Annotated in this window: 15 protein-coding genes; 5 read left to right on the top strand and 10 right to left on the bottom strand. The window is 44.0% G+C overall.

Going from position 1 to position 12,192, the window contains the following annotated elements; translation table 11 throughout:
- Positions 1–3: 3 nt before the first annotated feature.
- From ACX5J7_RS08000 to ACX5J7_RS07980, 5 genes are all read right to left on the bottom strand, one after another.
- On the bottom strand, positions 4–690 hold the full coding sequence (locus ACX5J7_RS08000; RefSeq protein WP_015066434.1) for a flagellar hook assembly protein FlgD: 687 nt from the start codon (positions 688–690) through the stop codon (positions 4–6).
- A 31-nt stretch (positions 691–721) separates the two neighbouring features.
- The gene (gene flgC / locus ACX5J7_RS07995) at positions 722–1,144 is read right to left on the bottom strand and encodes a flagellar basal body rod protein FlgC (RefSeq protein ID WP_015066433.1); all 423 of its coding nucleotides are present in this window, start codon (positions 1,142–1,144) and stop codon (positions 722–724) included.
- Positions 1,145–1,146: 2 nt separating this feature from the next.
- On the bottom strand, positions 1,147–1,581 hold the full coding sequence (gene flgB, locus ACX5J7_RS07990; RefSeq protein WP_071950956.1) for a flagellar basal body rod protein FlgB: 435 nt from the start codon (positions 1,579–1,581) through the stop codon (positions 1,147–1,149).
- Positions 1,582–1,778: 197 nt separating this feature from the next.
- Positions 1,779–2,600, bottom strand: a complete 822-nt coding sequence (locus ACX5J7_RS07985) for a CheR family methyltransferase (RefSeq protein ID WP_498706733.1) — start codon at positions 2,598–2,600, stop codon at positions 1,779–1,781.
- Between the two features lie 15 nt (positions 2,601–2,615).
- Complete coding sequence (locus tag ACX5J7_RS07980; protein WP_474375879.1) at positions 2,616–3,545, bottom strand: chemotaxis protein CheV; 930 nt, start codon at positions 3,543–3,545, stop codon at positions 2,616–2,618.
- A 271-nt stretch (positions 3,546–3,816) separates the two neighbouring features.
- On the opposite strand from ACX5J7_RS07980, the gene flgA reads away from it, so the two are divergent.
- From flgA to flgN, 3 genes are all read left to right on the top strand, one after another.
- Positions 3,817–4,533, top strand: a complete 717-nt coding sequence (gene flgA / locus ACX5J7_RS07975) for a flagellar basal body P-ring formation chaperone FlgA (protein WP_015066430.1) — start codon at positions 3,817–3,819, stop codon at positions 4,531–4,533.
- A 102-nt stretch (positions 4,534–4,635) separates the two neighbouring features.
- The gene (gene flgM, locus ACX5J7_RS07970) at positions 4,636–4,965 is read left to right on the top strand and encodes a flagellar biosynthesis anti-sigma factor FlgM (RefSeq protein ID WP_012517622.1); all 330 of its coding nucleotides are present in this window, start codon (positions 4,636–4,638) and stop codon (positions 4,963–4,965) included.
- A 30-nt stretch (positions 4,966–4,995) separates the two neighbouring features.
- Complete coding sequence (flgN, locus tag ACX5J7_RS07965) at positions 4,996–5,427, top strand: flagellar export chaperone FlgN (RefSeq protein WP_474375878.1); 432 nt, start codon at positions 4,996–4,998, stop codon at positions 5,425–5,427.
- Between the two features lie 46 nt (positions 5,428–5,473).
- On the opposite strand, the gene ACX5J7_RS07960 is transcribed toward flgN, so the two are convergent.
- Positions 5,474–5,959: an LPP20 family lipoprotein gene (locus ACX5J7_RS07960; RefSeq protein WP_020744886.1), complete on the bottom strand. Its 486-nt coding sequence runs from the start codon at positions 5,957–5,959 to the stop codon at positions 5,474–5,476.
- A gap of 298 nt (positions 5,960–6,257) precedes the next feature.
- Here ACX5J7_RS07960 and ACX5J7_RS07955 point away from each other — a divergent pair, with 298 nt between their 5' ends.
- Together ACX5J7_RS07955 and ACX5J7_RS07950 are read left to right on the top strand one after the other, a co-directional pair.
- Positions 6,258–7,442, top strand: coding sequence for a flagellar assembly protein T N-terminal domain-containing protein (locus tag ACX5J7_RS07955; RefSeq protein WP_474375877.1), 1,185 nt, complete (start codon positions 6,258–6,260; stop codon positions 7,440–7,442).
- A gap of 272 nt (positions 7,443–7,714) precedes the next feature.
- Positions 7,715–8,098: an EAL domain-containing protein gene (locus tag ACX5J7_RS07950; RefSeq protein ID WP_474375895.1), complete on the top strand. Its 384-nt coding sequence runs from the start codon at positions 7,715–7,717 to the stop codon at positions 8,096–8,098.
- Here ACX5J7_RS07950 and ACX5J7_RS07945 read toward each other — a convergent pair.
- From ACX5J7_RS07945 to ACX5J7_RS07930, 4 genes are read right to left on the bottom strand one after another with little or no spacing between them, the layout of a single operon-like run.
- Positions 8,073–8,669 (bottom strand): response regulator transcription factor, encoded by a 597-nt coding sequence (locus ACX5J7_RS07945; protein WP_278384499.1) that lies wholly within the window; start codon positions 8,667–8,669, stop codon positions 8,073–8,075. The two genes, ACX5J7_RS07950 and ACX5J7_RS07945, sit on opposite strands and share 26 nt — an antisense overlap.
- Entirely contained in the window at positions 8,670–9,338 is a 669-nt protein-coding gene (locus tag ACX5J7_RS07940) for an HlyD family type I secretion periplasmic adaptor subunit (RefSeq protein ID WP_498706808.1), read from the bottom strand. It abuts the gene before it with no gap.
- Positions 9,339–9,382: 44 nt separating this feature from the next.
- Positions 9,383–10,039, bottom strand: coding sequence for an HlyD family secretion protein (locus tag ACX5J7_RS07935; protein ID WP_498706730.1), 657 nt, complete (start codon positions 10,037–10,039; stop codon positions 9,383–9,385).
- Complete coding sequence (locus tag ACX5J7_RS07930; protein ID WP_498706806.1) at positions 10,036–12,135, bottom strand: type I secretion system permease/ATPase; 2,100 nt, start codon at positions 12,133–12,135, stop codon at positions 10,036–10,038. The genes ACX5J7_RS07935 and ACX5J7_RS07930 overlap by 4 nt, the downstream gene beginning before the upstream one ends.
- Between the last annotated feature and the right edge of the window lie 57 nt (positions 12,136–12,192).

The following is a 12,192-nucleotide window of genomic DNA, read 5'->3' as shown; positions in this document are numbered from 1 at the left end:
CTGCTAACTGCCGATTTGAATGACGTCATCAAGATTGATACTGACATCACCATCCAAATTCAAAATTACGCCTTGGCCACTACCTGCCAAGCTTACACTTCCAACATGACGATTAACGGCTGTGTTTAATTGAACACCTTCACCATTTAGCTCGCCCGTAGCGCTGATAACATATTCACCTGGCGCCATTTGATTGCCGTGCTGGTCTTTGCCGTCCCATTCAAACTCAATGTTGCCAGCACTTTGTGTGCCTGCATCGATAGTTTTGATCACTTCGCCAAACTGGTTCTCGATTGAAATGGTCATGTTCTGAACGGTTTTTTCGTTCACGATAACGCCGGAGAGGCCGTCACCTTCAGCTGCCATATAACCAACGTTGCCTTGAACAAGTACGTTTTGACCAATTAAGCTCGATGCCTGCAGCGCTTGATTTGACGTCATTGAAGCAGCAAATGATTCGAACTTTTCGTTGAGCTGAGAGATACCATCAGCCATAGTAAAAGAGGTCATTTGCGCGACCATTTGGTCATTGTCTACGGGCGCAGTGGGATCCTGGTTGGCAAGCTGTTCTGTTAGCATTGAGAAGAAGTCTTCTTGCGTTAGCTGCTGTTCAGTTCCATCAGCTATCTTGACGGTTTCTTCCTGCCAATACAGATCAGTATTTAAGCCGGTGTTATTAATAGTGTTCACTTATTAATCCTCACATTACTCAAGAGACAAATTACTGCCCTTGACCTAGCTGCAGTACGCGACGAAAAATGCGTTTTGTTGTGTCAGCTACCTGGACGTTGGTTTCATACGCTTTTGATGCTGACATCATATTTGCCATTTCTTCCACAATGTTCACGTTCGGCTTGTAGATATAACCATCTTCGTCAGCCATAGGGTTGTTAGGTGAGTACTCAACTTGAAGTGGTGCATCACTTTCAACAATACCTTTAACTTGAACACCTGCGCCTTTTGACTGGTCGCGCATAGCGTCTTGTAGTGCCGTTGCGAAAACGGGATGACGTGCTCGGTAAGTTTCGTCATAGCTACTGCTAACCGAGTTTGCGTTGGCAATATTACTGGCCGTGGTATTTAGGCGTACGTTTTCTGCCTCCATCCCCGTGCTCGATATTTGCATTACGTTAAATAAACTCATGACTACTGGCCTCCTGAGCTAAGCGCTTTTTTCATGCCTTTAATTTTTCCATTCAAAAACTCAAGGCTAGCTTGGTAGCGCAATCCGTTGTCTAAAAATCGGTTTCTTTCCGCTTGTACTTCTACCGTGTTTCCGTCTCCGGTATCAGGCTGAGTAGGTATGCGGTACTGCATGTCAAAGTTTGCCGCTACTGACGAAGGATTGCCGCTTAAGTGGCGATCATTTGTCCGCACTAGACCTGAAGAAGCCCGGCTTGGTGAGCTGCTTGATGCCTCATGCATTGCCGACTGCATCGCTTTATTAAAGTCGATGTCTCTCGCTTTGTAGCCTGGCGTATTTGCGTTTGCTAGATTCCCTGAAATAACTTCCATACGCTCTGTGCGTATCTTGAGCGCCGACTCGTGAAAGCCAACCAGTTTATCTAGGTTAATAGCCATAACATGACCTCTGACATACTTATAAACATTTCATGGTGACAAATTAACGGAATTAAGATGTGACGGTTTCCGTATAAATGTCGTCTACGAAAATAGTTAGCAAGGCAGATGCCATAATGAGTTTTTGACGGAGGTTTTTTAAATAGTGGTCGACCTGATCGATAAAAAATTATTATTTATCAGGCCGATAAGTGAGATCATTTTTTCTGGTAGTAGAGGCCAGGGTGGCACTTCACCATATTATATGTATCGCTTGCCGCGCTGATAGACTCAGAAGCGCCAAGGAAAAGTATGCCTTCAGACTGCAGTTGTCCGGCAATTTGTTGCAGTATGCGCTGCTTGATGTCTGCTGAAAAATAAATAAGCACGTTGCGGCAGAAAACGATGTCAAAGCGGCCAAGGGCGGCATAGCTTGAAAGAAGGTTAAGGCTTCTGAAGTTTACCATTCGGCGAACATCAGGCTTTATCTGCATCAAACCGTTTTGAAAAAATGCTTGTCGTCGTTGGGGCGATAAACCCCGAGCCAACGACAGCTCGTCATAGATGCCCGATTCGCACTTTTGCAACATTTCAGAGGACAAGTCAGTAGCAACAATTTCAACCCCCGCACGCAAAGCGCCGGGACGCTGACGCTGATATTCAAGTACAGACATGGCGATGGAGTATGGCTCTTGACCGGAAGAGCATGCTGCGCTCCAAATCCGTATCTTTTGGTTCTTTGCCGATAACGTAGGAAGCAGGTCTTTAACAAGAAGGTCAAAAGGATAGTTGTCGCGAAACCAAAGGGTCTCATTGGTCGTCATTGCATCTATAACGCTTTGAAGTAAAGATCTGTCAAAACCTCGTACAACGACATCAATCAGTTCGTCAGCCGACTCGTATTTATATTTGAAGAGCAAAGAAGCCAAGCGGCTGCGCACTAGATATTGTTTATTATCACCTAGTACTATACCGCACTGCTTTTCTAAGAATTCTCTGAACTTCAGGTAACTTGCTGGCGAAACGTCTTTATTAGCCAATCCTATATTGCTCCGTTATTCGCACTCTGTCATTAGCCATTTTTGTACTGCGGTCGCAAGCTCATCAGGATGAAATTTTGCGATAAAGTCATCAGCGCCGACTTTCTGTACCATTGCTTGGTTAAATACACCACTAAGTGAAGTGTGGAGCACGACGTGAAGCTTCTGCAATTCCGGCGTATTTTTTATTTCCGCCGTCAGCGTATAACCATCCATTTCCGGCATCTCAATATCAGACACTAAAACCCCAACACGGTTAGTTACATCGCCATACTCTTCAGCGATTTCTTTCAACCGTTTCAAAGCCTCTAAGCCGTTTTTCGCAAGCTCAATTTCAAGACCAAGCGACGTTAATGCTTTTCTAACCTGATTTCGAGCCACTGAAGAATCATCTGCAATAAAGATAATCTTATTTTCTTGGCCCTCTGTGGTTAAGCCTTCTGCTACCTCAGTACTTACTTCTGCATTAAGCGGCGAAATTTCATTGAGAATTTTTTCTACATCAAGGATCTCAATCAATTCATTTTCAACTTCAGTAACCGCGGTTAAGTAACTTGCTCGCCCCGTACCTTGTGGAGGAGGCATAATTGCGTCCCAGTTGGTATTTATAATACGTTCCACAGCGCCCACTAAGAACCCCTGCACCGAACGATTGTATTCTGCGATAACGATAAAGGCATTAGAAATGTCCTCAATCCGTCGGCCTCTCGTTGCCATGCTTAAGTCGATAACTGAAATAGTTTGCCCACGAATATGTGCCACCCCCCGCACCAGAGGATTGAGTTTTGGCATAGCGGTTAGCGGAGGACATTGCAGCACTTCCCGCACTTTAAAAACATTGATCCCAAAGCGTTGGCGGCCGTTCAGTCTAAACAGCAACAGCTCCAAGCGATTCTGCCCAACAAGCTGCGTGCGCTGGTTTACTGAATCTAAAATCCCCGACATAGGTCACCTCTAAATAATACTGGGCATGATCATTGCCTCTGATAGTAAAGATAGACAATATCACTAAATTTTCGCAGGTCAAACGACAGAAAAATGACACTTAATGTCATTTTTGTTTTTGTAATCGCCAATTATTACAACGTTGATAAGCCTGCGTTGAGACTAGCGCCTATTGACCTTACTGTACGCTTTGCAATTAAATCCAATGCGGATTTACACTGTTGTTACTAAGCATAGTCAATAACTCGTAAACTGAACACGAAAAGTCACTATGAAACCAAATAACGCTACAATGCACCAATCACTTACTCGCTTACTTCTATGCGTGGTACTTAGTGTGATTTCAATAAGTTGCTTAGCGGCAATGACTAATCACGTACGCGTAGAAGAAGGCGCAAAGCAATATTTGCTTTCTCAACTTACTGATAATGCGCAGGATACTAGCATTGATGTGGCTATTGTGAAGATAGACGATAGGATAAATATTCCAGATTGCCCCACCGGTTTTCAGTATAATGCTTCGCAAGAAGCGCTAAGTCAGTCGTATATATCGGTGCGCGTTAGCTGTCAAAATAATGAATGGTATTTGTTTACCAGCGGCCAAGTTACACGCACAAAAGAAATCGTTGTTACCCAAGGAGCCGTCAGTCCTGGCACGGTTCTTACTTCTTCTAATTTAACACTGGCAAAAGTTGACGTTAGACGATTGCGGCATACCGCATTTACCGATTTAGAAGCCCTTATTGGCGCTAGAATGAAGCGCCGAGTAACTAACGGACAAGCAATCCAATCGAATATGCTATGCTTTGTCTGCAAAGGCGATAGAATTACTATTACTGCTGAGGTAGCTGGCATGGAAGTTAAGACTGCCGGTATTGCGCAACAAGACGGCGTCGTGGGTGATAATATTAAGGTTTTAAACGCAAGCAGCAGAAAAGCAGTAATCGCTAGAGTCGCAAGCCCTGAAGAAGTCGTGATACACTTGTAATTGAGGCAGTAAATATCTACTTTTTTGTGCATAATTTGGCTAAAGAAATAAGCGTAAAGGCCGATATACTTTACAGAGGCAAAAAAGTAGTGAGGACTTATTATGGCTATTAATAATATAAACAATGGGTTACCTAAAACACCCGTTGATAATGGGAAGGTTGCGCAACAAAACCAGACGCAGCAGTCTCAGCAACAGGCTGCGGCACAAAGCGCGCAGACGGCTCCAGCGCCACGTCAAGACTCAGTGTCGCTGACTCAATCTGCACAGCAGCTAAATCAAGTGCAGAAAAAAGGAACTGAAGCGCCTGTTAATCAAGACAAAGTAGATCGTTTAAAGAAAGCGATTCAAAGTGGCGAATATAAAGTGAATCCAGAAGTGCTCGCTAACAAAATAGCGAAACTTGAAGGTGAAATTTTCGGTACCAAATAAAAATAATCAAGTGAATAGTAGAGCGTAAGAGTGACTGAACAAAACAGCCCATTATCCCAAGCAATAGCTAAGCAAGTAGAGCAACTCTCTACACTTGTTGCCTTGCTTGAGAAGGAGCTTCAGCTTATAAGCTCTCGTGACGCTGAATCGTTGATGAAGGTACTAGACGAAAAAACGCAGCTACTCACGTCCATTCAGACACTTGATAGTGATATCGAGCGTACTCTCGCTGGCTCTGCCTCATTGTCCCAATACGATGAAAGTTTAATGGAGCAAGCAAAGCGTCTACTTGACGATTGCAAGTACCGCACACAAGTCAATCAAAAAGCCGTGGAGCAAGGACAGCTACGCCTCACACACCTGCGGAATTTGATGATGGAAGTGCGTGCGAAAGAGTCGCTTACTTATGATAAGAAGGGAAAGCCAAAAGGCGGAACCTTAGGTTCTGGCGTCAGCGCTTAGGCCCTATAAACCCAAGCAGCCTGCGCTCCTTTATATCGCCCCATTCCTAATAGTATTTTACGTCTTTGACTCTTCTTGGCTTCGCGGTAGATAAATAAATATCATAAACTTGCTGCATATCTAAAGAGAGTTCTGTCACGTAGGTGTCCTCCCCTACCGGATAAGTTTTGACGACTTCAGCGCCTCTTATCACGCCTTCAACTGAGGCTCGCAACGATTCCGACTCTACAACAAGATGGGAAACTGATTGGCTGCCTTCAATTTTTTGACCATATACTTGTTCTGTGAGTTCTCTGTATGCATCTAATTTTGACGCTTTCATTGCCATTATCAATTTCATACTATCACTTTCACCTCGCTGAGATGAAATCGGCGCATAGCCAATGGCCTTCAGAACGGGATAGCTTTCTGGCTCAACCGTCTCCCACTCGACATGTTTATCAATAATGCCACAGCCACTTATACTGAGAGCGAAACCGAGAATGGAAGACTGAATAAGCACTTTCGATTTTTTCAATTTATTCAAGCACATGAATCTAAACCTCAATTTGCATCAATAACAGGTTACTGACGGCTTAACTATTTGTTAGCTTCTATTAGATACGCTATGACAACGCTCGATAGCCTGTTTGACCTAACGCCTAATTTTTCGGTATTCACCGATTCGCCTGCCTACATCAGGCACGCATTTACTCGCTGATATAGCCCAAAGAAAGCAAGATGTGCGCCCATTTTAACTTATTATAGAAAACCCACATCACTTGGCACTTTTTTCGCATAGTTCGTGGTATTAATCTGGCGAATAGGCTGAGCAACAATAGGAGTGTGTGGTGCAACGCATAAGCAGAACAACTCTGGCGAAATGTTTTAATATTGCTGTGGCGGTAGTTTGCCTATTAGTTTTTCTTATTGGGCAAGCGCATGCCGCGTGGTATGAGGCCACGGGGCAAGCGGTTGTGCTAGATGGTAATAAAGAAGCAGCTAAACGCACGGCCACGCAAGAAGCGTTAAAACAAGCAATGCTGTTTGCCGGCGCTTCAGTGCACAGTGTTGCCAAACTCACCAATGGATTGCTTAAAAACGAAGAAATGACAATCCGCTCTACCGGCGAAGTTAATCAGCTTGAGCTAGTTAACGAAACCTTTAACGGTGAGGTAATTACCGTGCGTGTCCGAGCCGATATTTTTCCTAAAGGTAAGACGTGCGATGCACAGCTTGATGAGAAACACTTCGCCACTACACACTTTAGAATTAGAAATAGAGGTCATTTGACCCATGGTAATATGCCTAATTTCGACAAAGCTTTCACTCAGCGACTCGTAGAGGCAATGAAAGCTCAAACCAACAACCTTAGCATTACTTATGTTGCACCTCATACGGCAAAATTTGACAGCCGGTTTACCGCAGAGAATATACGCACCCTATCGGCCCAAAGTAACACTCAGTTTGTGATTATTGGTGTTATCGACGATTTAAGTATGGGCCCAAAAGATACCCCGTCTGTGTTTACACCGTGGCGTGATAGTACACCAGAGCGCGCATTCTCAATGTCACTTCAGGTTTATGATGGAATAAATGGGGGTCTGCTTTATACCTCCTCGTATAGAAACCAAGAAGAATGGACGTTTGACAGATTCGAAGATGTTGATGAGTTTTCGTCAACCTTTTGGCAGTCCCGCTATGGTCAAGCCATTGACGTAAGCATCAGCGAGGCAATAGAAGATATCAAAGAATCCACTGCTTGCCAGCCTATAACAGGTAGGGTAATTAGCGTGGCAAACAACAAAATTTCAATTTCTTTAGGGAGAGATAATGGCATTTCTGAGAAAGATGAACTATATCTTTATCAAGCTAAAGAAGTAATAGATAACCTTGGCAGGACGTACCTTCAGTATGCTGTGTACCCTGGCACGTTTATTGTCGACCGTGCCTTTGGCAATTCATCAACGGTGGTAAACACAGGTACAGGCGTTATCGCGAACATCCAAGAAAATGATTTTGTAGTAAAAAAATAGCCTCTATTAAATAATTTCCCGAGAAAAATCATGGTTGGTTTATCAGCATAGCCATGTTATATCTATAACAACGTATAACAATCAATACTTAAGTTTAATGTTCGTCCTAGTAACCTCATTTATACTTTAGTCTAAAAATAAACAAAAACCATGACCCTTTCCCTAATTGCGTCGCACTGCTTAGCTTTCGTAGCTCTGCTACTAGCTGGCCTGCAAATCAAGGATCACTATATTATCGAGTTTCCAAAACTCGAACAGGAAGTTAAAGAAAAATTTGGAGCAGATTATGTTTTGAAGTACGTGAGTCTACCGCCACGCGTTTCCCAGATGAATTTAAAGATTTTTGTAACACACTAAAAGCCAAAGATTGCATGATTGGCCTTAAGCGCGTTGGCGAGTCTTTCTCTCAATTATTAAACGTACAAGAGATGGGCTTAGATTATGTGAAGATTGATTCTGCTTTTATGGCGGACATCGACTTTAATCCCGCCAATCACGCATTTATCAGAGGCTTCTGCTCGTTAGCTCACACCTTTGGTATTGATGTATACGCTGATGGCGTTAAACGTGCTGATCACCAAGATCTATTTATCGAGCTTGGTATTGACGGGGTAGTTTCTCATATTGAGGTTATAGAGCATCTTTTAGATGACTAAACTCACCTAAGCGAAGCAGCAGACTAATTCTGTCTTTAGCTTGGAACTTGTTAAGCAGCGTACCGACATATTCTTTGACGGTACGCTCGGTGATACCGAGTTCCCGCGCTATTTCCTTATTACTAAGCCCATCTAGGATAGAGCTTAATACATCCCTTTCTCTGTTTGTTAGGCTTTTAAGGGTTGGTAGTATTCGCTTCGTTTGGAGGTTTGAAGCAACGTTTGACGTCGTAACAGACAGTAACTCGTTAGGTAGCCACATGCCCCCGGCTTCTATAACGCGAGCAACCGATGCTAATAAAGATTCAGCGCCAAGGGCATGGCAATACGCTCTTGCTCCTAGCATCAGCGCTGTCTGCATTTCTAAACGATCATACTTGTAGGTAAGTAATACCACCTGAGAAACTTTCTGTTTTGCGGCGATAAGTTGTTGGCGCCAGTCACCTTCGGTAGCTAATATCCAGATGCAGTCACTTTCCTTACACTCAATACTGGTAACGGTATTATATTTTGTCCATGAGTACTGAGTTAGCGCGCCTTGTAAACCTTTTTCGGCAATAAAATATCTCATTTAACGCTCCCTCAGCGCAGAAGCTGTCACGTTGAACAATGGCGATAATATATAATTAAGCACGGTTTTCTTCCCCGTCAATATATCAACCTGAACTATCATCCCCGGCAAAATGTCGAGGGATTCATCTGCTATGCTCCTTTTTGTTTCCAATCTTACTAAGTAGTAAGTTTCATCTTTATCATTAGTAATAGCATCGGCACTAATAGGTTGTACTTCTGCTGACATGCCACCATAAATGGTAAAATCGTAAGCGCTGAACTTAAGAATAGCTGGCTGGCCTTGTCGAATAAACGCGATGTCTTTCGGCGAAACTTTGGCTTCTACGATAAGTTGGTCATCCTGAGGTACAAGTTCAACCACGGCACTACCTGGCGTTATAACACCGCCAACCGTATTGATAAGTAACCGCTGAACCGTGCCGTTGATGGGTGATCTGATATCAGCTTGTGATACCACATCCTCTAAACTGGTTTGGGATTGCTGCAAAGTAGCCATCTCGCCGGTAGCATCAGTAAGCTCTTGATTCCAACGATTTACCAATCTTAATCGGCTTTCTTCCTTTTTTATGATTTCTTCTTCGATAGCATTAAGACCGCGCTCGATGGCCACTTTAGACTTCGTGATATTGCCTTCAAGTTCTACCACCTGCCGCTCTAACCTGAGAATTTCGATTTCCGAAACGGCACCTGAAGCAAGCAGCGGCTTTGTAACTAGTATAACTCTTTTCTCGTTAGAGACAGTACATTTTGATATTGGGAAAGGTTTGCACGTTCCTCTTCCACATCTTGGCGTCGCTGCATAATACGTGAATCTGAGCCAGCGGCTACTTCATCAAGCTCCGCCAGATTCGAGTTATAAAGCTTGCGCTCGTTTTCGATAATGCTGGGGGCCTGCTCTTGCAACTCTTTATTAAACCTCAGTGCCTTACCTTGAGTAAGCGCCGACAGTCTTTGCACTTTTGCTGCGAGCGCAGCAAATTGTGTGGTGTTCTCTTCAAGGCTGGATAGAAATCGCGTCGGGTCAACCTTAAGCAGGACTTGCCCCGCTTTTACGGTTTGCCCCTCTGTCACTAAAATGTCTTGAACGATTCCACCGTCATACGATTGCAGCACCTGCAGCTGTTGAGACGGTATAACCTTCCCATCGCCTTTTGCCACCTCGTCAATTTCGGCAAAATACGACCAAACCACTAAAAGAAAAAGTACGATGGATACGAGGTACAATAGCCCCTTTGCCTTTACTGGCGTTTGCATAATCCGTGACCACTCGGCTTCTAACACCCAATCTTGCCCCGGAGGTGGCGCAAGCCACCCGCGCATTAATCGTTGAAGCCAGTCTTTTTTCTCACCACCACTTTTTAAAATCATGGTGCCCTCTTAAGTGTTTGACTTGACTTTCTAAATTGCACAAGTACGTCTTCCTTTTTACCATCTGCAATGACTTTTCCGTTTTCAACCACAATCACCCGTTCTACAAGGTCAAGTAAGGTCGTACGATGGGTATTTATAATAAGAGTTTTACCCGCGGTCGCGGCTTTTATGGTCTCTTTCATTTGCGCTTCGTTAGTCGAGTCCATCGCTGAGGTAGGTTCGTCCATAATGTATATAGATGGATCGCGAACAAGCGCCCTTGCCATAGCGACCGCTTGTCGCTGTCCGCCCGAGAGTAGAGAGCCTCGCTCGCCAACTATTTGCTCTACCCCATTCGCGCTACTATTGACCAATTTTGCTAAACCACATTGGCTTAATATTTCCCAGAAATCACTATCATCCATGTTCAAGTTTTCAGGCATGATATTGTCTTTAAGCGTTCCATAAAAAAGGCTCACTTCTTGGGGAACATAACCAATTTGCTTGCGCAACAGCGTAGGATCGTATTGTTGTAAATCGATACCATCCATCAAGAGCTGTCCCGATTCAGGCCGGTAAAAACCCATAATGAGTTTATTAAGTGTAGATTTACCGCAGCCATTTTTCCCTAAAATGGCAACATGCTCTCCTTGTTTAATCGAGAGGTTAATGTCTTTAAGTGCAAGTACATTTTCATCGGGATATTTAAAGCAGAGTTGGTTTGCATCTATATTGCCTTTTAGTACAACGTTGCTCTTAATCTGCTTATTACTGCCCGATTCACTAGGCATTGCCATAATTTCATCAAGGGCATTTTTGGCGGTTTCCGCGTGATGGAACTGGGCTAACAACGAGGCGGCTTGTGAAACAGGCCCCATCGCGCGGCTAGATAAAAGATAAGCGGCAATCAAACCACCTTGCGTAATTACGCCTTCGATAATTAAATAGACGCCAGTTAAAATAATGACCACGCCTACCGACTGTTGAATCCAAAGTGCGGCGTTATTTACCGACATGGAAACTAAGCGAAGCTTCGCATTAACTTTAGCAAGAAATATGGTCTGTTTTTCCCACGCGCTCTGGTTTCGACTTTGATAACCAAATGCTTTTATGTCTTCCAAAGACGTTACGCTTTCAGTAACAAGCGAGCTCTTACGCGAGCTTATTTCCATCGATTCTTCAGACAACGAGCGCATGACTCGCTGTGCTTTCATTGCGTATAGAAATAAGAGAGTGGCGCCAATAAGCATTGGGATAATCAGGTAGATATCGATCATTGCAATGATAACGACAAATAAAAGTCCGAAGGGTAGGTCCACTAAAGCAACCAGCGTTACCGAGCCAAAAAACTGCCTGATACTTTCAAAAGACTGTAAGCTGTTGATAAACGCACCGCTCTTAGCTGGTTTATTCGCTAAGTTTATCGATAGCACTTTTTCCATGATTTTTGCAGAAAGAGTTACATCTAAACGGCTTGCCGCTAGCTCCACAAAATATTGACGCAGCATGCGCAGCAGGAAGTCGGCTACTAATACCATCAAAACGCCAATTGCTAGTGCCCACAGGGTTTCCAGCGCCGCGTTAGGTACGACCCTGTCGTACACGTTCATCACGAATAAAGGCAGCGCAATAGAAAGAAGACTGATAAAAACCGACGCTAACAGCACGTCTCGGTATAGCCCTTTCGCAGTCTTTATAGACGACCACAACCAGTGCCCTACCGACGATTTATCAATGTTTGCATTTGTCTCTTGCGCCTGCATTTCAGGGCGAGCGAAAATAATGTAGCCAGTATATCTAGCGCTTAGCTCTTCCCTTGCCACTTCAACAACAGCGTCGTCCAGTTCAGGGTAAGACACCCTTGCATGCGTCAGAGATAAACCGTGTAAGACACATGCTTGCTTTTCGTTTAACACTAAAACAGCGGGCAATAGAGCCGTGTTAATGTGATCAATATCACGCTTAACTGTCCGGCTAGCAAGCCCAGCTCTTTTAGCGGCCCGTTCAAAGCCCGTGGGAGATAGTTCACCGTGGTCTAACGGTAGCCCACTAAGTAAGCTTACACGTGATACATCTAAATGATGTGCGTGACAGATTGTCATTAAACAATCCATCAACACCCCGCCCTGCTGCTCTAAATAAGATACGTCGTGTACGACCTTTTTATCCTT

The organism is Alteromonas infernus, from assembly GCF_902705815.1.
This window is presented reverse-complemented; position numbering and strand designations above follow the sequence as displayed.

Bases quoted from the DNA above. Each gene is read 5' to 3' on its own strand.
- flgC (WP_015066433.1), bottom strand. From the start codon at position 1,144: ATGAGTTTATTTAACGTAATGCAAATATCGAGCACGGGGATGGAGGCA.
- flgB (WP_071950956.1), bottom strand. From the start codon at position 1,581: ATGGCTATTAACCTAGATAAACTGGTTGGCTTTCACGAGTCGGCGCTC.
- ACX5J7_RS07980 (WP_474375879.1), bottom strand. From the start codon at position 3,545: ATGTCGGGGATTTTAGATTCAGTAAACCAGCGCACGCAGCTTGTTGGG.
- flgA (WP_015066430.1), top strand. From the start codon at position 3,817: ATGAAACCAAATAACGCTACAATGCACCAATCACTTACTCGCTTACTT.
- flgM (WP_012517622.1), top strand. From the start codon at position 4,636: ATGGCTATTAATAATATAAACAATGGGTTACCTAAAACACCCGTTGAT.
- ACX5J7_RS07960 (WP_020744886.1), bottom strand. From the start codon at position 5,959: ATGTGCTTGAATAAATTGAAAAAATCGAAAGTGCTTATTCAGTCTTCC.
- ACX5J7_RS07945 (WP_278384499.1), bottom strand. From the start codon at position 8,669: ATGAGATATTTTATTGCCGAAAAAGGTTTACAAGGCGCGCTAACTCAG.
- ACX5J7_RS07935 (WP_498706730.1), bottom strand. From the start codon at position 10,039: ATGATTTTAAAAAGTGGTGGTGAGAAAAAAGACTGGCTTCAACGATTA.
- ACX5J7_RS07930 (WP_498706806.1), bottom strand. From the start codon at position 12,135: ATGGATTGTTTAATGACAATCTGTCACGCACATCATTTAGATGTATCA.